At 62.2% G+C, this 18,158-nt stretch carries 18 protein-coding genes and 2 tRNA genes; 10 read left to right on the top strand and 10 right to left on the bottom strand.

Annotated elements, in window-relative coordinates; all coding sequences use genetic code 11:
- Positions 1–260: 260 nt before the first annotated feature.
- The 3 genes from BLT86_RS00785 to BLT86_RS00775 all read right to left on the bottom strand — a co-directional run bounded on the left by BLT86_RS00785 (position 261) and on the right by BLT86_RS00775 (position 1,332).
- Positions 261–977 carry an FKBP-type peptidyl-prolyl cis-trans isomerase gene (locus tag BLT86_RS00785; RefSeq protein WP_017677920.1) on the bottom strand — a complete coding sequence of 239 codons (717 nt, stop codon included), beginning with the start codon at positions 975–977 and terminating at the stop codon, positions 261–263.
- Positions 978–1,164: 187 nt separating this feature from the next.
- Positions 1,165–1,241: transfer RNA gene (locus tag BLT86_RS00780), tRNA-Asp, on the bottom strand.
- A gap of 15 nt (positions 1,242–1,256) precedes the next feature.
- Positions 1,257–1,332, bottom strand: a tRNA-Val gene (locus BLT86_RS00775).
- A gap of 304 nt (positions 1,333–1,636) precedes the next feature.
- Between BLT86_RS00775 and rdgC the strand changes: the two genes are divergently transcribed.
- Entirely contained in the window at positions 1,637–2,557 is a 921-nt protein-coding gene (gene rdgC, locus BLT86_RS00770) for a recombination-associated protein RdgC (RefSeq protein ID WP_017677921.1), read from the top strand.
- A 262-nt stretch (positions 2,558–2,819) separates the two neighbouring features.
- Here rdgC and edd read toward each other — a convergent pair whose 3' ends face one another.
- Entirely contained in the window at positions 2,820–4,643 is a 1,824-nt protein-coding gene (gene edd, locus BLT86_RS00765) for a phosphogluconate dehydratase (protein WP_017677922.1), read from the bottom strand.
- A 130-nt stretch (positions 4,644–4,773) separates the two neighbouring features.
- Between edd and gap the strand changes: the two genes are divergently transcribed.
- Together gap and BLT86_RS00755 are read left to right on the top strand one after the other, a co-directional pair.
- Positions 4,774–5,775: a type I glyceraldehyde-3-phosphate dehydrogenase gene (gap, locus tag BLT86_RS00760; protein WP_017677923.1), complete on the top strand. Its 1,002-nt coding sequence runs from the start codon at positions 4,774–4,776 to the stop codon at positions 5,773–5,775.
- Between the two features lie 13 nt (positions 5,776–5,788).
- The gene (locus tag BLT86_RS00755) at positions 5,789–6,253 is read left to right on the top strand and encodes a methylglyoxal synthase (protein ID WP_017677924.1); all 465 of its coding nucleotides are present in this window, start codon (positions 5,789–5,791) and stop codon (positions 6,251–6,253) included.
- A gap of 170 nt (positions 6,254–6,423) precedes the next feature.
- On the opposite strand, the gene arfB is transcribed toward BLT86_RS00755, so the two are convergent.
- Positions 6,424–6,837, bottom strand: a complete 414-nt coding sequence (gene arfB, locus BLT86_RS00750; RefSeq protein ID WP_017677925.1) for an alternative ribosome rescue aminoacyl-tRNA hydrolase ArfB — start codon at positions 6,835–6,837, stop codon at positions 6,424–6,426.
- A gap of 131 nt (positions 6,838–6,968) precedes the next feature.
- Here arfB and BLT86_RS00745 point away from each other — a divergent pair, with 131 nt between their 5' ends.
- Together BLT86_RS00745 and BLT86_RS00740 are read left to right on the top strand one after the other, a co-directional pair.
- A complete protein-coding gene (locus BLT86_RS00745; protein ID WP_017677926.1) occupies positions 6,969–8,033 on the top strand; it encodes a metal-dependent hydrolase in 1,065 nt (354 codons plus the stop codon).
- Positions 8,034–8,079: 46 nt separating this feature from the next.
- Positions 8,080–9,915: an ABC transporter ATP-binding protein gene (locus tag BLT86_RS00740; RefSeq protein ID WP_017677927.1), complete on the top strand. Its 1,836-nt coding sequence runs from the start codon at positions 8,080–8,082 to the stop codon at positions 9,913–9,915.
- Positions 9,916–9,974: 59 nt separating this feature from the next.
- Here the strand turns inward: BLT86_RS00740 and BLT86_RS00735 are convergent, their stop codons facing one another.
- Complete coding sequence (locus BLT86_RS00735) at positions 9,975–11,300, bottom strand: DEAD/DEAH box helicase (RefSeq protein ID WP_017677928.1); 1,326 nt, start codon at positions 11,298–11,300, stop codon at positions 9,975–9,977.
- Between the two features lie 200 nt (positions 11,301–11,500).
- Between BLT86_RS00735 and BLT86_RS00730 the strand changes: the two genes are divergently transcribed.
- Positions 11,501–11,905: an anti-virulence regulator CigR family protein gene (locus BLT86_RS00730; RefSeq protein ID WP_017677929.1), complete on the top strand. Its 405-nt coding sequence runs from the start codon at positions 11,501–11,503 to the stop codon at positions 11,903–11,905.
- Positions 11,906–12,004: 99 nt separating this feature from the next.
- Complete coding sequence (locus BLT86_RS00725; RefSeq protein WP_004423532.1) at positions 12,005–12,583, top strand: dihydrofolate reductase family protein; 579 nt, start codon at positions 12,005–12,007, stop codon at positions 12,581–12,583.
- On the opposite strand, the gene rarD is transcribed toward BLT86_RS00725, so the two are convergent.
- From rarD to BLT86_RS00705, 4 genes are all read right to left on the bottom strand, one after another.
- On the bottom strand, positions 12,570–13,475 hold the full coding sequence (gene rarD, locus BLT86_RS00720) for an EamA family transporter RarD (RefSeq protein WP_092374201.1): 906 nt from the start codon (positions 13,473–13,475) through the stop codon (positions 12,570–12,572). The genes BLT86_RS00725 and rarD overlap by 14 nt on opposite strands.
- On the bottom strand, positions 13,475–14,347 hold the full coding sequence (locus tag BLT86_RS00715) for a carboxylate/amino acid/amine transporter (protein WP_092374198.1): 873 nt from the start codon (positions 14,345–14,347) through the stop codon (positions 13,475–13,477). The genes rarD and BLT86_RS00715 overlap by 1 nt, the downstream gene beginning before the upstream one ends.
- Before the next feature lie 163 nt (positions 14,348–14,510).
- On the bottom strand, positions 14,511–15,110 hold the full coding sequence (locus tag BLT86_RS00710) for an FMN-dependent NADH-azoreductase (RefSeq protein ID WP_092374195.1): 600 nt from the start codon (positions 15,108–15,110) through the stop codon (positions 14,511–14,513).
- Positions 15,111–15,245: 135 nt separating this feature from the next.
- Complete coding sequence (locus BLT86_RS00705) at positions 15,246–15,560, bottom strand: hypothetical protein (protein WP_021488364.1); 315 nt, start codon at positions 15,558–15,560, stop codon at positions 15,246–15,248.
- 77 nt (positions 15,561–15,637) lie between these two features.
- On the opposite strand from BLT86_RS00705, the gene BLT86_RS00700 reads away from it, so the two are divergent.
- Genes BLT86_RS00700 through BLT86_RS00690 form a run of 3 tightly spaced genes read left to right on the top strand, consistent with a single transcriptional unit; the run spans position 15,638 to position 17,932 of the window.
- Entirely contained in the window at positions 15,638–16,564 is a 927-nt protein-coding gene (locus tag BLT86_RS00700; protein WP_017677935.1) for a LysR family transcriptional regulator, read from the top strand.
- A gap of 10 nt (positions 16,565–16,574) precedes the next feature.
- Positions 16,575–17,372, top strand: a complete 798-nt coding sequence (locus BLT86_RS00695; RefSeq protein WP_017677936.1) for an alpha/beta fold hydrolase — start codon at positions 16,575–16,577, stop codon at positions 17,370–17,372.
- A 5-nt stretch (positions 17,373–17,377) separates the two neighbouring features.
- A complete protein-coding gene (locus BLT86_RS00690; RefSeq protein ID WP_017677937.1) occupies positions 17,378–17,932 on the top strand; it encodes a peptidylprolyl isomerase A in 555 nt (184 codons plus the stop codon).
- Positions 17,933–18,158: the final 226 nt, after the last annotated feature.

The following is an 18,158-nucleotide window of genomic DNA, read 5'->3' as shown; positions in this document are numbered from 1 at the left end:
AAGTCTTTCGACAAGCTTATCAAAGCCCCGTGGCATGGGGCCTGGGCTTAGATCGGATATTTTTTATACAGCATATAAAATCCATGAAAATCAACAAGTTGCTGATTGACACGAGCGCGACTCAGTTGTAGCTCAGACTTGTTAGGAATGTTTCCCATGATGTGCATAAGCGTAACACCCTGACCTCCACATCCTTGCTTACACCCCCCAGAAACGACAACGCCCCGTCAAGACGGGGCGTTGTAAACAGGTACCGAGTGTTACTGCTCGGTCGGCTCGGCTGCCTGATCCTTGATGCCGATCAGTTCCAGATCGAACACCAGTACCGAATTGGCCGGAATGGCTGGGGATGGGCTCTGCTCGCCGTAAGCCAGCTCGCTGGGGATGTACAGCTTGTACTTCTCACCGACGTGCATCAGTTGCAGGCCTTCGACCCAACCCGGGATCACGCCGCCAACCGGCAGATCGATGGGGCTACCGCGAGCGACGGAGCTGTCGAATACGCTGCCATCGGTCAGTTTGCCTTCGTAGTGAACGGTCACTACGTCGCTTTCCTTCGGCTGTTCGCCGTCGGTTTTCTTGATCACTTCGTACTGCAGGCCAGAAGCGGTGGTGACCACGCCTTCGCGCTTGCCGTTCTCTTCAAGGAATTTCTTGCCGGCTTCAGCGGCTTCCTTGTTCAGCGCAGTCATGCGCTCTTCAGCACGGTTCTGCAGGAAGGAGAAAGCCTCGATCATGTCTTCGTCCTTGATGCGCGGCTCCTTCTTCGCCAGCGCGTCCTCGATACCCTGAGCGACGGCCTTGGAATCCAGGTCATCCATGCCTTCCTCGGACAGACTACGACCCATGTTCAGGCCAATGCCGTAGGAGGCTTTCTGCGCCGGGCTCTTGAGTTCGACTTCGCTGGTTTGCGAATCGCAACCGGCAAGCACCAGGCCCACCAGGGCAACCGCTGCCGCCAAACGATGCTGTTTCATGCTTGTTCCTTGTAGATGCGCCCGAAGGCCGTCGAGTGAAAGCGCGAGCTTAGCAGTACGCCGCAATCACTGGCTACGGCATAGGAGCCGAGCAATGCGCATAAGTTCAAGCGGACAAAGGATTTTTTCGAAGATTTCAGCGTATGCCGAAGAGTTGTCACAGGAGGGGATGAAGCGAGGAGAAGAATGGCGCAGCGGACGGGACTCGAACCCGCGACCCCCGGCGTGACAGGCCGGTATTCTAACCGACTGAACTACCGCTGCGCGTAACTGCGAGATTGGTGGGTGATGACGGGATCGAACCGCCGACCCTCTGCTTGTAAGGCAGATGCTCTCCCGGCTGAGCTAATCACCCTTCACTCTCGAAGTGGGGCGCATTCTAGAGAGCGATCCTGACCTTGGCAAGCCCTCTTCGCAAAAAATTTTATCGCCGCAGCAAGAACTTAGGCGATGCCAGCGAATTTCCTCAGCGACTCGTTGTCAGGGTTGGCCTGAGCACGCCAGCGGAGAATAATGCGCGCTCTGTGCCGGCGGAGCGATCATGATCCTGTTGATGGCCCGCCACCTTCATCCGTCGCTGCGCGCCGGCTTTCCCGAATGGGAGAGCCCAAGGACGGCGCCAACCTGCGACCTCATCATCAATGGAGAATCACCCGCTCATGTGGTTTCGTAACCTGCTGGTCTACCGCCTCACCCAGGACATCCCTTTCGACGCCGAAGCACTGGAGACCGCACTGGCCAGCAAGCCGGCACGTCCCTGCGCCAGCCAGGAGCTGACCACCTACGGTTTCACCGCCCCCTTCGGCAAAGGCGCCGATGCTCCGCTGGTGCATGTCAGCGGTGATTTCCTGCTGATCGGCGCACGCAAGGAAGAGCGCATCCTGCCGGGTTCGGTGGTGCGCGACGCACTGAAAGAGAAGGTCGACGAAATCGAAAACACGCAGATGCGCAAGGTGTACAAGAAAGAGCGCGACCAGATCAAAGATGAGATCGTCCAGGCGTTCCTGCCACGCGCCTTCATCCGCAAATCCGGCACCTTCGCCGCCATCGCGCCGAAACACGGCCTGATCCTGGTCGACAGCGCCAGCGCCAAGAAGGCCGAAGACCTGCTCTCAACCCTGCGTGAAGCCATCGGCTCGCTGCCGGTGCGCCCGCTGTCGGTGAAGATCGCGCCGACCGCCACCCTCACCGACTGGTTGAAGAACCAGAGCGCTGCCGAAGGCTTCTTCGTCCTCGACGAGTGCGAGCTGCGTGACACCCACGAGGATGGCGGCGTGGTGCGCTGCAAGCGTCAGGATCTGACCAGCGAGGAAATCCAGCTGCACCTGTCCACCGGTAAGCAGGTCACCCAACTGTCGCTGGCCTGGCAGGACAAGCTGTCGTTCGTGCTGGATGACAAGCTGACCATCAAGCGCCTGCGCTTCGAAGACGTGCTGCAGGAGCAGGCCGAACAGGACGGTGGTGACGACGCCCTGGCCCAGCAGGACGCCAGCTTCATCCTGATGATGATGACCCTGGTGGAGTTTCTGCCGGAACTGTTCACCGCACTTGGCGGCGAGGAGATTCCGCAGGGCATCTGAAACGGTCAAAAGCAGGACTTAGGTCTGTAGGAGCGGCGCCCCGCCGCGAATCTGGGTGGGGCGCCTGAAAAGCTTCGCCCCGAGGCGGGGCTCCTACGAAAAGCGACCTTGCAGACATTGCCGGACAGGTATCTTGGTAGGCGGGGCAACCCGCCTAATCCAATGCATCAAGCCTGATCGGCGCCTGGAGAGTAGCCTGGATGCAATCCGGGACCATTGCGCCAGCGATTCCCGGATTTCATCCGGGCCACCTGTGTCAACCTCAGACCAGCGACTCGAGACTCTCGGTAAAGGCACTGGCGCCCTGCTCGGCCGAACTAAAGTTGTGGCGCATGAAGGCGAACAGCTCGCGCCCACAACCAATTGCCTGCGCAGGCCGCGCGACCGGCTCGCGCGCTGCGAATTCGGCCTCGTCGATCTGCAGCAGCAATTCCCCCGTCGTACCATCGAGACGTATCAGATCGCCGTCACGCACCCGCGCCAGCGGCCCGCCATCGAAAGCCTCCGGGCACACATGAATGGCTGCCGGGATCTTGCCCGAGGCACCGGACATGCGCCCGTCGGTGACCAGTGCCACCTTGAAACCGCGATCCTGCAGCACGCCCAGGTAAGGCGTCATCTTGTGCAGCTCCGGCATGCCATTGCAGCGCGGCCCCTGGAAACGCACCACAGCGACGAAATCGCGCTCCAGCTTGCCGGCCTTGAAGGCTTCGACCAGATCCAGCTGATCCTCGAACACCAGCGCCGGCGCTTCCACCACCTGATGCTCGGGCGCCACCGCAGACACCTTCATCACCCCACGGCCGAGATTGCCCTGCATCAGGCGCAGGCCGCCTTCTGCCGAGAACGGCCGCGCCACGGGGCGCAGCACGCTTTCCTCGAGACTTTCGGTCGGACCGTCGCGCCAGACCAGCTTGCCGTCCTCGAGGAAGGGCTCACGGGTGTAGCGCGACAGGCCGCGGCCGGCCACGGTGTTGACCTCTTCATGTAGCAACCCGGCGTCGAGCAGCTCGCGAATCAGGAAGGCCATGCCGCCTGCGGCCTGGAAGTGATTGATGTCAGCCTTGCCGTTGGGGTAGACGTGCGCCAGGGTCGGCACCACTTCGGACAGGTCGGCCATGTCCTGCCAGGTCAGCAAAATGCCGGCGGCGCGAGCGATGGCCGGCATGTGCAGGGTGTGGTTGGTGGAGCCACCGGTGGCGTGCAGAGCGACGATGGAGTTGACCAGACAACGCTCGTCGACGATCTCGCCGATAGGCATGAACTGGCCACTCTGCCTGGTCAGGCGCGTGACCTGCTGCGCGGCCTCACGGGTCAGCGCATCACGCAGCGGCGTGCCCGGATTGATGAAGGAAGCGCCCGGCAGGTGCAGGCCCATCACCTCCATCAGCAACTGGTTGGTATTGGCGGTGCCATAGAAGGTGCAGGTACCTGGCCCGTGGTAAGCAGCCATTTCCGCAGCCAGCAGCTCGTCTCGGGTCGCCTTGCCCTCGGCATAACGCTGGCGCACATCGGCTTTCTCCTTGTTGGACAGCCCCGAGGTCATTGGCCCTGCCGGCACGAACATGGATGGCAGATGACCAAAACGCAGCGCGCCCATCACCAGCCCCGGCACGATCTTGTCGCACACTCCCAGATAAAGAGCGGCGTCGAACATGTTGTGCGACAGCGCCACGGCGGTGGACATCGCGATCACCTCACGACTGGCAATGCCCAGCTCCATGCCCGGCTCACCCTGCGTGACGCCATCGCACATGGCCGGCACGCCACCGGCGAACTGCCCCACCGAGCCCAACTCGCGAAGGGCCTGCTTGATCTGTTCGGGAAAGGTTTCGTAGGGCTGATGGGCCGACAACATGTCGTTGTAGGCAGACACGATGGCCACGTTGGCCGCCTCCATCAGGCGCAGGGTCTGCTTGTCATGACCGCTGCAACCGGCGACGCCGTGAGCGAAGTTGGCACACTGCAGCTTGCCACGTTGCGGCCCCTCACTGGCGGCCGCACGGATCATCTCAAGGTAGCGCTGGCGCGTGGCGCGGCTGCGCTCGACAAGACGTTCGGTAACTTCAACAACGCGGGGATGCATGGGAAATCTCCAGGCTAGCTTCTAGCGTCTGTTCGTATTTACAACAAAATACTGCCACTCAACGGGCTTGATTTCTAGAGCAATGGGAATAATCTTGTAATTACAACAACAAATTGACGAGACCCTCACCATGACACTACGCATCGCCATCAATGGCTTCGGCCGTATCGGTCGCAACGTGCTACGCGCACTCTATACCCAGAATTATCGCCAGCACCTGCAGGTCGTGGCGATCAACGATCTGGGCGACAGCGCGATCAATGCCCACCTGCTGCAATATGACAGCGTCCACGGCCATTTCCCTGAAGAAGTTAAAGTGGACGGCGAAAGCCTGTGGATCAAGGGTGACCGCATCGCCGTCAGCGCCATTCGCAATCCGGCCGAGCTGCCCTGGAAAACTCATCAGGTCGATGTGGTGCTGGAATGCACCGGGCTGTTCACCGAACGTGACAAGGCCGCCGCGCACCTCGCGGCCGGCGCACGCAAGGTGCTGATCTCCGCACCTGCCAAGGGTGCCGACGCCACCGTGGTGTATGGCGTCAACGAGCAGGTGCTGACACCTGACATGCAGATCATTTCCAACGCCTCCTGCACCACCAACTGCCTGGCACCGGTGGCGCAGGTGCTGCATCGCGAACTGGGCATCGAACAGGGCCTGATGACCACCATTCACGCCTATACCAACGACCAGAACCTGTCCGACGTTTACCACAGCGATTTGTACCGTGCGCGTTCGGCGACCCAGTCGATGATCCCGACCAAGACCGGTGCCGCCGAAGCGGTCGGCCTGGTACTGCCGGAACTGGCCGGCAAGCTCACCGGCATGGCCGTGCGGGTGCCGGTGATCAATGTGTCGCTGGTCGACCTGACTCTGCAGGTGAAGCGCGAGACCACTGCCGAGGAAGTCAACGCCCTGTTCAAGGCCGCCAGCGAGAAATCCCCGGTGCTGGGCTACAACGCGCTGCCGCTGGTGTCCTGCGACTTCAACCACAACCCGTTGTCATCGATCTTCGATGCCAACCACACCAAGGTCAGCGGCAAGCTGCTCAAGGTCATGGCCTGGTATGACAACGAGTGGGGCTTCTCCAACCGCATGCTGGACAACTGCCTGGTCCTGGCCCGCCTGCACTGAACGAGGAGGCTTGATGAGCCGTATCAGCTTCACCCATGCCCAATTGCCGGCGCGCAAGCGCATCGCCCTGGTGGCGCACGACCACTGCAAAGGCTTCCTGCTGGACTGGTGCGAGCGTCAGCGCGACAAGCTGGCTCGCCATGAACTGGTGGCCACTGGCACCACCGGCCTGCTTCTGAGCAAGCGTCTGGATTTGCCGGTGGAAAGCATGATCAGCGGCCCGCTGGGCGGCGACCAGCAGATCGGCGCGCGCATCGCCGAACAGCGCGTGGACATGCTGGTGTTCTTCTGGGACCCCTTCGAGCCACAGCCACACGACCCGGACATCAAGGCCCTGCTGCGTGTGGCGGCGGTGTGGAACATCCCGGTAGCCTGTAACGAGAGCAGCGCCGACTACATGCTCAGCAGCAGCCTGCTGGAGCAGCAGCACGAATACCGTATTCCTGACTATCAGGCGTACCTGGCGGCACGCGGCTAGCAGGCCATTGAAAAACTACCTGCGTTGGCAATACTGCGTTAAAAACGGCCTCAAAATGCTCATTTACAACTCGTAAACCCGAGTGCGGGCCCAGTGCCTTTTTCGGCCGTTTTTGCGGGGCCGCCATCGGTATTGTCTTGCCTGCCTCGCCGACGTTTTTCAACGGCCTGCTAGAAATCCACCTTGCCCCGCCCCGCCTTGATCACCCCTCGCTTGTTCTTGCCGTCCAGACGGCGCTTTTTCGAGCCGAGGGTCGGTTTGGTCGGACGGCGTTTCTTTTCCACCTTGCCGGCGCTGCGGATCAACTCGGCAAGACGCTCGAGGGCGTCGGCGCGATTCTGCTCCTGAGTGCGGTACTGCTGCGCCTTGATGATCACCACCCCGTCGGCGGTGATACGGCTGTCGGCAAGCGTCAGCAGGCGCTCCTTGTAAAAGGGCGGCAACGACGAAGCCTGGCTGTCGAAACGCAGGTGCACGGCGCTGGACACCTTGTTGACGTTCTGCCCACCGGCGCCCTGGGCGCGGATGGCGGTCAGTTCGATTTCATCATCGGGAAGGTGAACACTGTTGGAGACGATCAGCATGGCCATGATTTCTTGAAAGGCATGGGCATCAGAATACCCGCCGCAGCTGTAATCTTTGCTTGAAATTTCCCCACGGCATTCGCTCAGCACCTCGGCTAACGTAGCGGCCTGTCTTTTTTCGGAAGCACTCGATGGACTCCATAACCCAGGCGGTACTCGGCGCCAGCATCCAGGGCGCATTGCTCGGTCGCTGGCAAGGGCGCAAGGCGCTGCTCTACGGCGCGATGCTCGCCACCGTTCCCGATCTGGACGTGGTCATGGAATACGGCGATGCCGTGGCCAACATGACCTACCATCGCGGTTTCAGCCACTCGCTGTTCGTCCTCAGCGGCTTTGCCCTGCTGCTGACCTGGCTGGCCAGGCGCTTTCGCCCTCACCCCGGTTACTCGGCCAATCGCCTGCTGCTGACGCTGTGGCTGGTGCTGATCACCCATCCCTTGCTGGATGCCTTCACCAGCTACGGTACCCAGCTGTTCTGGCCGCTGATGCCGACACCCACGGCCTGGTCCAGCCTGTTCATCATCGACCCGATGTATACCGTGCCGCTGATCGCAGCGGTGGTGATCAGCCTGTTCACCGGCCTGCGCGAGCAGAGTTGGCGCGTACCGGCCGTGGCGCTGGCCGTATCGACGCTGTACATCGGTTTCAGCCTGGCCGGCAAATTCATGGCCGAGCAGCGCGTGGAACGCGAGCTGGCGCGCCAGGGCATCCAGGCCGAACAGCTGTTCACTACGCCGACGCCACTCAACACCCTGCTGTGGCGCGTCATCGTGCTCGATGGCGAGGACTACCACGAAGCCCTGGTCGGCTGGTTCGATGATAAGCCGCCGCAACTGCAACGCCTGCCGCGCGGCACGCACCTGCGCGAGCAACTGACGGACTCGCCCATGCACCAGCGGCTGGAGTGGTTCACCGGCGGCGTGCTGCGCTACGACCAGGTGGGTGAGCGTTTGATCGTCACCGATCTGCGTCTGGGCATGACCGGTTTTCATCCCTTCCGCTTCGACTTCGCCCACCTGCAGGACGGCCAATGGCAGGTGCACGAGCGCATCGACCGCCTGCCCTTCGACCGCGGCGAAGCCGAACATCTGGCCCTGCTGTTCAAGCGCATCTGGCAACCGCAGCTGGAGATTCCACTGCTGGCCTGGGCCGGCGAGTTGCAGAAACCGCTTTTAACTGAGACTCGCTCGCACTGACAGCGTTACTATCGGCGTCCACTCCTATTGAGGCAGGACGCCTGCAATGCTGTTTCGCCGCTTCGAATCCCTGATCGACGTCTTCAAACCAAGCCCCGACGTCGCCCCGCCAACCGGTATGCTGTGCTTCTACGGCCACTACCTGAAACAGGTGTGGCCGCTGATGCTGGCGGTGCTGATCATCGGCTTCTTCGCCGCCCTGATCGAGGTCGCGCTGTTCAGCTTCCTCGGCCAGTTGATCGACATGGCCCAGGCCAGCACGGATGCCAGCAGTTTCTTCAGCGAGCACCAGAACGAGCTGCTGTGGATGCTGCTGGTGGCGCTGATCATCCGCCCCGTGGTGTTCGGCCTGCACAACCTGCTCACGCACCAGGCAGTCAATCCGGGCCTGACCAACCTGATTCGCTGGCAGAACCACCGCTACGTACTCAAGCAAAGCCTGAGCTTCTTCCAGAACGACTTCGCCGGGCGCATCGCCCAGCGCGTGATGCAGACCGGCCCCTCGCTGCGTGACTCGGCTATGCAGGTGATCGACGCGCTGTGGCATGTGGTGGTCTATGCCGGCAGCGCGCTGTACCTGTTCGCCGCCGCCGATCTGCGCCTGGTGGTACCGCTGTCGTTGTGGATAGTCGGCTACAGCGCGGCGCTCTGGTACTTCGTGCCGCGCATCAAGGCGCGCTCGGCCGCCGCGTCCTCGGCGCGCTCGAAGGTCATGGGGCGCGTGGTCGATGGTTACAGCAACATCGCCACGCTCAAGCTGTTCGCCCACTCGCAGGAAGAGGAAAGCTACGCCCGCGAAGCCATGCAGGATCTGCTCGACAAGTTCCGCCTGCAGTCACGCACCATCACTGCGCTGGATTTTCTCATCACCTGCCTGAACGGCGTACTGATCGTCGGCACCGGTGCCCTGGCCCTGTGGCTGTGGAGCCAGTCGCTGATCACTACCGGCGCCATCGCCCTGGCGCTGGGCTTGGTGATCCGCATCAACAACATGGCCGAATGGATCATGTGGGTGGTCAACGGCATCTTCGAGAACGTCGGCACCGTGCAGGACGGTATGCAGAGCATCGTTCAACCACGCCTGGTGCTCGACCACGCAGATGCCAAACCGCTGCAGGTGACGCAGGGCGGCGTGCGTTTCGAGGACATCCACTTCCACTACGGCAAGAAGGGCGGCGTGATCAGCGGCCTGGACATCGCCATTGCACCCGGCGAGAAAATCGGCCTGGTCGGCCCCTCCGGCGCCGGCAAGTCGACCCTGGTCAACCTGCTGCTGCGCCTGTACGACCTGGAAAGCGGACGCATCCTGATCGACGATCAGGACATCGCCACGGTGACTCAGGAAAGCCTGCGCGCCAACATCGGCGTGGTGACCCAGGACACCGCCCTGCTGCACCGTTCGATCCGTGAAAACCTGCGCTACGGCAAACCCGATGCCAGCGACGACGAGCTCTGGCAAGCAGTACGCAAGGCCCGCGCCGATGCCTTCATCCCCACCCTCGATGACAGCCAGGGCGGACGCGGCATGGATGCTCAGGTCGGTGAACGCGGCGTGAAGCTGTCCGGTGGTCAGCGTCAGCGCATTGCCATCGCCCGCGTGCTGCTCAAGGACGCGCCGATTCTGGTGCTGGACGAAGCCACCTCGGCACTGGACTCGGAAGTGGAGGCGGCCATTCAGGAAAGCCTGGACAGCCTGATGGAAGGCAAGACGGTGATCGCCATCGCCCACCGCCTGTCGACCATCGCACGGATGGATCGGCTGGTGGTGATAGACCAGGGGCAGGTCATCGAAACCGGCACCCACGCCGAGCTGATCGCCCACGGCGGTCTGTATGCACGCCTGTGGCAGCACCAGACCGGCGGTTTTGTCGGGGTGGAGTGAAACTGTGGGAGGGGCTTCAGCCGCGACTCGCCGCTAAAGCGCCTCCCACAACAGCCTACTTACTCAGCAGCCGGCTTCTTGCGCTTGAGCGGCGCGCTGCCATCGGCGCTGACCAGCACAGAAGGTTTGCCAGCCGGACGCGGGCCGGTCTTGCGCTTGGAGGCGGTGGCTTTCTTCGGGTCTTTCTTCTCGGTCTTTTTCTTCTTGCTACCAGCTGCCTTGCCGGACGCCTTGAGGTTCTTCGGCCCCTGGTAGATGCCTTTCAGCTCCTTGATGGTGCGACGCTCGAAACGCTGCTTGAGGTAGCGCTCGATGCTCGACATCAGGTTCCAATCGGTGTGGCAGATCAGCGATACCGCCAGGCCTTCGCCGCCGGCACGGCCGGTACGACCGATGCGGTGCACGTACTCGTCGCCGGAACGCGGCATGTCGAAGTTGATCACCAGATCCAGGCCCTCGACATCCAGACCGCGCGCGGCCACGTCGGTGGCCACCAGGACCTTGACTGCTCCCTGGCGCAAACGGTCGATGGCCAGCTTGCGATCCTTCTGGTCTTTCTCGCCATGTAGCACGAAAGCCTTGATCCCGGCGGTCACCAGCTTGCCGTAGAGACGATCGGCCTGCACACGGGTGTTGGTGAAGACGATGGCCTTGTCATAGGCCTCGTTGGTCAGCAACCAGTCGACCAGTTGCTCCTTGTGGTAGTTATGGTCGGCCGTGATGATCTGCTGGCGAGTACCCTCATTGAGCTGGCTGACGCTGTTGAGCATCAGGTGCTGCGGGTCCTTGAGCACCTTGGCGACCATCTCGCGCAGGCCATTGCCGCCAGTGGTAGCGGAGAACAGCAAGGTCTGGTGCGGGCCGCAGGCCTCGGCCAGGCGCTGGGCGTCCTCGGCGAAGCCCATGTCGAGCATGCGGTCGGCCTCGTCGAACACCAGCACCTCGACCTCGTTCAGCGGCAGGTTGCCGGCGTTGGCGTGCTCGATCAGACGGCCCGGCGTGCCGATCAGAATATCGATCTTGCGCATCATCGCGGCTTGCACCTTGAAGTCCTCGCCACCGGTCACCAGGCCGGCCTTGAGGAAGGTGAACTGAGCGAAGCGTTCGACTTCCTTCAGCGTCTGCTGCGCCAACTCGCGGGTCGGTAGCAGGATCAGTGCACGAATGCTCACGCGCTGCTGCGAGTTGCCATCACCGAGCAGGCGATTGAGCAACGGCAGGACGAAAGCGGCGGTCTTGCCACTGCCGGTCTGGGCGATCACCCGCAGGTCCTTGCCCTCCAGCGCAGGCGGAATCGCTGCCGCCTGCACCGGAGTAGGCTCGACGAAATTAAGCTCGGCCACGGCTTTCAGCAGGCGTTCATGCAGGGCGAATTGGGCAAACACGGGGGCACTACCTCAAAGAAATCGACAAAACGATGCATAGCCTAACGGTTTCCGCCGTCGGGGCCGAATTTCTTTGCATAAAACTCGCATTCAGGCGACGACGGACGGCTGTCTGGAGTCGCTATGCGGCAGGAGCGGGCCGGAACCGGGAACGCTCGCCGGATATCAAATCTGTATCACTAGCCGAAGAGCGCTGCCCCATGCCCATCAAACCCCAGACCACTCTCAGTATCGGCCTGTGCGTCCTGTTGGCCGCATCGCCAGTGCTTGCCAACCCGCCTCCTGGCAAAGGCAAACCGGGCCAGCATGATGGCGTCCAGATCGATCTGCGCGGCCCGACCGTGGATGTTGGAAGGGTGCGCATCATCCTCGGCGACAATCGCCAATTGATCGGCCCGACCTCCTCTCTGCCACCGGGCATTGCCAAGAACCTGGCCCGCGGCAAGCCGCTGCCACCGGGTATCGCCAAGAACTTCGACAGCCGCCTGATCTCGCGCCTGCCCTATTACGAGGGCTACGAATGGAAGCAGATCGGCCGTGACGTGGTGCTGGTCGCCATCGCGACCGGGATCGTCTACGAAATTCTGCGTAACGTTCTCGACTGAGAGACTATCGCGCAGCCATCCGACAAGCGGTACGGCGCACGACGAACTTGTCTCGGCGGCGCCACTCTAATTTTCAGATGGCCTGCCCGAGGTGCAATGATGAACCCGTCACTGATCTATCACGTCACTTCGAGCCTCGATGGCTATATCGCTCGCCCCGATGGTCGCATCGACTGGTTCGACTCGCTACGCCAGGCCGATGAAGAATATGCCTTTCAGTACTTCTACTCCGGCATCAACGCACTGTTGATGGGCCGAGGCACTTACGAGGCCCTCCTCAAGCGCGGCGGCCCATGGCCCTACCCCGGCAAACCCTGCGTGGTGCTGACTCGCCTCGCCCTGCCGCGCGCCGCAGACGAAATCCAGCTAACCCACTGTACGCCTGCTCAAGCCGTGGCGGCATTGAACGAAGCCGGCTTCCAGCGTATCTGGCTGGTCGGTGGCAGCCTGCTGGCGGGTAACTGCTACACCGCCGGGCTGATCGACGAGGTGGTGATCAACCTGGTGCCGCACCTGCTCGGCGCCGGTATCCCACTGCTGGCCACGGGCATGGAACGCAGCCTGACCCTGAGCGACCAACGCCGCTTCAACAGTGGCACCCTGCAGGTACATTATCGGGTGCAGAAGCAGGCCAATGTGCGGACGCAGATCCCCGCGCCGCGTATCAACGTGGCCTGATGCTCTCGCGCTGCTGCTTGCGCAGCAGCCGAGCGCTGTCCCAGCCGACCAGCAGCACAGCTCCCCAGATCGGTAGATAGGTCAGCCATTGCCCGCTGTCGAAGCGCTCGCCCAGCACCAGCAGCGCCACGACGAACAACAGAACCGGCTCGACGTAACTGAGAATGCCGAACAGCCCCAAGGGCAACAACCGGCTCGATGCCATGTAAGCGGCGAACGCCAGGGTGCCGATCAACGCCATCACCGGTACCAGCAGCCACAGCAGGGGACGATCGCTGAACGCCCCCACCGGCCCGTACGCGATGATCAGCCAGATCGCCAACGGTGCCAGCACCAGCATCTCCAGCACGAAACCGGACAACGCATCCAGGCGCATCCAGCGGCGCAGCATGAAATAAGGCGGGTAACCCAGCGCGGTGATCAGCGTCAGCCAGGAAAACGCCTGGGTACGCCACAACTCGTGCAGCACGCCGAGCATGGCGCAGGTCACCGCCAACTGCTGCAGCGGGCGCAGGCGCTCGCCGTAGAACAGTCGGCCGGTCAGCACCATGGCCAACGGCAGCAGGAAGTAGCCCATGGACACTTCCAGCATGTGCCCGGCCAATGGAGCCCAGAGAAACAGCCCCCACTGCACGCCGATCAGCGCCGCTGCCAGCGGGCAGGCGGCCAGCAACAGCGGCTCGCGACGCAGACGCACGAAGGTCTCGCGCAGCAAGCTGGTCTGCCGCGCCAGCAGCACCAGCAGCAAGACCAGGGGAATAGACCAGAGCACGCGCTGAGCGAATATCTGCACGCCATCGAGCGGCGTCAGCCACTGCACGTAGCCAGGCAACACGGCAAACAGCATCGACGCGCCAACCGATAAGGCCACACCCCGCCCGGACAGTTGCATCAGTGCACCTCGGCAGGCGTACGACGCGTGCGCCCCAGATTGACCAGCGGTAGCGAAGCGGCAATCACCACACCGCCCAGGGCCAGGCGCAACAGGTCAGCGTCGTGATTCCAGAACAGCAGATTGACCAGCAAGCCGGCAGGCACCAGTGCATTGTTCATCACCGCCAGGGTGCCACCATCGACCAGGCTGGCGCCTTTATTCCACCAGTACAGCCCCAATCCGGACGCCAGCACACCAAGCCACACCAGCACGCTCCACTGCAATGCGGTGTTCGGCAGTCGCTCGCCGTTGCCCAGCAGCAGGAAGGCCGGCAGCGCGATCAGCAGCGCGCCCAGGTAGAAAAAACCAAAACGCTTGTATTGCGGCTCGGTGGAGGGGTGTTTGAGCAGCAGATGCTTGTACAGCACCTGCCCGGCGGCGAAGGTGAAGTTGGCCACCTGCAACAACAGGAAACCGAGCAAAAAACCGCTGCTGATACCGTCGTAGCGGATGATCCCGGCGCCCAGCACCGCCACCAGCGCAGCCAGTAGTGCCCAGGGGTTGAATCGGCGATTGAGGGCATCCTCGATCAGCGTCACATGCAGCGGCGTGAGGATGGTGAACAGCAGCACCTCCGGCACCGTGAGCACCGAGAAGCTCAGGTACAGGCACACGTAGGTGATGCCGAACTGCAGGGCGCCGATCAGCAGCATGCCGCGCACGAACGCCGGAGCATGACCGCGCCAGCGGGTCAGCGGCACGAACAGCAAGCCGGCAATGACGATGCGCGTCAGCACCGCAAAATAGCTGTCGACCCGACCGGCCAGGTACTCACCGATCAGGCTGAAGGAAAACGCCCACAGCAGGGTCACTATCAGCAGATATCGCACAGCCACCTCCCAAGGAAGGCGGCGACCTTAGCGCGTTCGCCTGCGCCGGACAATCCATGCGCCGGGCCCCGCTGTCCAGCCAGATAAAAAAACCGGCCACTTCATCATGAAGCGACCGGCATAGCACGCCCACTAGCGGGCGCTCAGGAGAGTCGGATCGGCATCAGGCCACTTCAGCCAGCTTGGCCTTGGCCTTGGCCAGGCCTTTTTCGCTGAACTCGGCGCCCAGGTTCAGGCCTTCGGCATGGATGAACTGCACGTCATGGATACCGATGAAGGCCAGTGCCTGGCGCAGGTAGGGCTCCTGATGATCCAGCGCGCTACCGGCGTAGATACCACCACGTGCGGTGAGCACGAAGGCACGCTTGCCGGTCAGCAGGCCCTGAGGGCCGGTTTCGGTGTACTTGAAGGTGACGCCGGCGCGCAGCACGTGATCCAGCCAGGCCTTGAGGGTACTGGGGATGGCAAAGTTGTACATCGGCGCAGCCAGCACCAGCACATCGGCAGCCAGCAACTCATCGGTGAGTTGATTGGAGCGGGCCAGGGCAGCCTTCTCGGCATCGTTCTGCTGCTCGCTCGGAGTCATCCAGCCACCCAGCAGCGTGGCGTCGAGATGCGGTACCGGCTCGGCCGCCAGATCACGCACTTGGACCTGATCAGCCGGGTGCGCAGCCTGCCAGTTGGCGATGAATTGCTGGGCCAGTTCGCGGGAGACCGAACCTTGCTGGCGGGCGCTGCTTTCGATTACGAGAATACGGGACATGTCTGAGGCTCCATCGAGGTGGTTACGAGTCGATGGAACACAGAGTAGAGATACGACTTTCGATTAAAAAGCGCAAATATCCGCTTACATATATCGACTAAATTGATTTATCGAGCCATCGCATCTAGGCTTTCATCACTTCAGGTTGCAGGTCAGGTTGATCCGCAGGCGAATCACGCTACGGGTGAACTTGACCGTCATGTTGTTGCTGGCGCCAGGCGCCAACACGGTACGCCGGGTACGTGGCGCTTCGGGGCCATTGCGGAACACCGCACTGCACTCAGCCTCGCTCTGGCCATAGTTGTAGAGCATCAGCGCCGCCATGTTGTGGTCGATTTCCTGAGTGGTCGCGGAGACCTCGGCGCCGTTGAACTGTTTTTCCACCTCGATGGGATAGGCATGGGCGGCCAGCGGTAGAAAGGCGAACAGCAAGCAGATTATTTTTTTCATCGGTGCTCTCCAACATGGGATCGCCAGTGTAGGTGGAGATCGTCGGCGATAACAGCCGACTCAAGCAGGATGATGTGATGAAAGCTCCTCGTGTAACCCTGGATCAATGGCGCACGCTGCAGGCCGTGGTGGATCAGGGCGGTTTCGCCCAGGCTGCCGACGTACTGCACCGCTCGCAATCCTCGGTCAGCTATACCGTGGCGCGCATGCAGGAACAGCTCGGCGTACCGCTGCTGCGCATCGACGGGCGCAAAGCCGTGCTCACCGAGGCAGGCGACGTGCTGCTGCGCCGCTCGCGGCAACTGGTCAAGCAGGCCAGCCAGCTGGAAGATCTGGCTCACCACATGGAACAGGGCTGGGAAGCCGAGGTGCGCCTGGTGGTGGATGCCGCCTACCCCACCGCCAACCTCGTCCGCGCCCTGACCGCCTTCATGCCGCAGAGCCGCGGCTGCCGTGTGCGCCTGCGTGAGGAGGTGCTGTCCGGGGTCGAGGAAGTGCTGCTCGAAGGCACCGCCGACTTGGCCATCAGCGCGCTGAACATCACTGGCCACCTCGGCATCGAACTGGGTGAAGTGGAATTCGTCGCCGTCGCCAACCCGGAACACCCACTGCACCGCCTGCAACGTGAGCTGAGCTTCCAGGATCTGGAAGGCCAGATGCAGGTGGTCACCCGCGACAGTGGCCGACTGCAGCCGCGCGACGCCGGCTGGCTCGGCGCGGAGCAGCGCTGGACGGTAGGTAGCCTGCCGACCGCACGCACCTTCGTCAGCAGCGGCCTGGGCTTCGCCTGGCTGCCGCGCCATCTGATCGTCCGTGAACTGCAGGATGGTCTGCTGAAACCTCTGCCCCTGACTCAGGGTGCTATCCGCAAACCGCGCTTCTTTCTCTACAGCAACAAGGAACGCGTGCTCGGCCCGGCCACGCAGATTCTCATTGAGCTGATCAAGAACTTCGATGCCGCCCCTCTGGACGCGCCCTTCGCCGCACCACAGTCGACCAACTGAGAGCCCCGCCATGCCCTACTTCGACAACGACGGCTGCCAGCTGCATTACGAGGACTATGGCCACGGCGCGCCGCTGCTGCTGGTGCATGGCCTGGGTTCGAGCACGCGCGACTGGGAATACCAGATTCCCGTGCTCGCCCAGCATTACCGGGTTCTGGCACTGGACGTGCGCGGCCATGGCCGCTCGGACAAACCACGCGAGGCTTATCGCATCGCCGACTTCGCCGAGGATGTCGCCGCCCTGATCGAACACCTGCAACTGCCCCCGGTGCATCTGGTGGGCATCTCCATGGGCGGCATGATCGGCTTCCAGCTTGGCGTCGACCGCCCCGAGCTGTTGCGCAGCCTGACCATCGTCAACAGCGGCCCGGAGGTGAAGGCCAAGAGTGCGCGGGACTGGCTGGAAATTGGCAAGCGCTGGACGCTGTCGCGCCTGCTCAGCCTGGATACCATCGCCAAGGCGCTGGGCAAGTTGCTGTTCCCCAAGCCCGAGCAGGCCGAATTGCGGCGCAAGATCGAAGAACGCTGGCCGCAGAACGACAAGCGTGCCTACCTCGCCAGCCTCGACGCGATCATCGGCTGGGGCGTGCGGGAACGCCTCGATCGCATCACCTGTCCTACCCTGGTGATCAGCGCCGACCACGACTACACGCCTGTTGAACGCAAGCGCGAGTACGTGGCAGAAATGCCCAACGCGCGCCTGCTGGTGATCGAAAATTCGCGCCATGCCACACCACTGGATCAACCGGAACGCTTTAATAACGCCCTGCTCGCCTTTCTCGGCGAGACTGCCAACAAGGAAAACTGACCATCATGCTCAAGCAACTCGTTCTCGCCACCGGCGCCCTGCTGCTGTCGACCAGTCTGCTCGCCGCGGAAAACCCCAAGGTGTTGCTGACCACCAGCCTCGGCGAAGTGGAAATCGAACTGGCCGCCGACAAGGCGCCGATCAGCACGCAGAACTTCCTCAAGTACGTCGACAGTGGCTTCTATGCCGGTACCCAGTTCCATCGGGTAATTCCAGGTTTCATGGTCCAGGGCGGCGGTTTCGATGCCGACATGCGCCAGAAGGACACCGACGCACCGATCAAGAACGAGGCCGACAATGGCCTGCACAACGTCCGTGGCACCCTGGCCATGGCTCGCACGCAGGTACGCGATTCGGCCACCAGCCAGTTCTTCATCAACCACAAGGACAACGCCTTCCTCGACCACGGCTCGCGCGACTTCGGTTACGCAGTGTTCGGCAAGGTGACCCGTGGCATGGACGTGGTGGACAAGATCGCCCAGGTCCCCACCGGCAACCGCGGCATGCACCAGAACGTACCGCGCGAGCCAGTGCTGATCATCGACGCCAAGCGTCTTTAAGACACCGATGTAACCCGTAGCCCGGATGCAATCAGGGAGATTGCTATACGCCCTCCCCGGATTGCATCCGGGCTACGAGCCCCACGAACGACAAAGCCGCCCAATTGGGCGGCTTTTCATTCGATCTCGCGAGCTAGAGTCATGCAATACCGATGGCGGCCCCACAAAAACAGGCGAGAAAGCGGAGTGTGCTGTAGCACATGAGCATGACTCGCTTCGCTCGCCC

Origin of the sequence: Pseudomonas sihuiensis, assembly GCF_900106015.1 — a bacterium.
Classification (GTDB): domain Bacteria; phylum Pseudomonadota; class Gammaproteobacteria; order Pseudomonadales; family Pseudomonadaceae; genus Aquipseudomonas; species Aquipseudomonas sihuiensis.
Note: the sequence above shows the minus strand (reverse complement) of the source record. Positions and strands in the feature narration are given on the sequence as shown.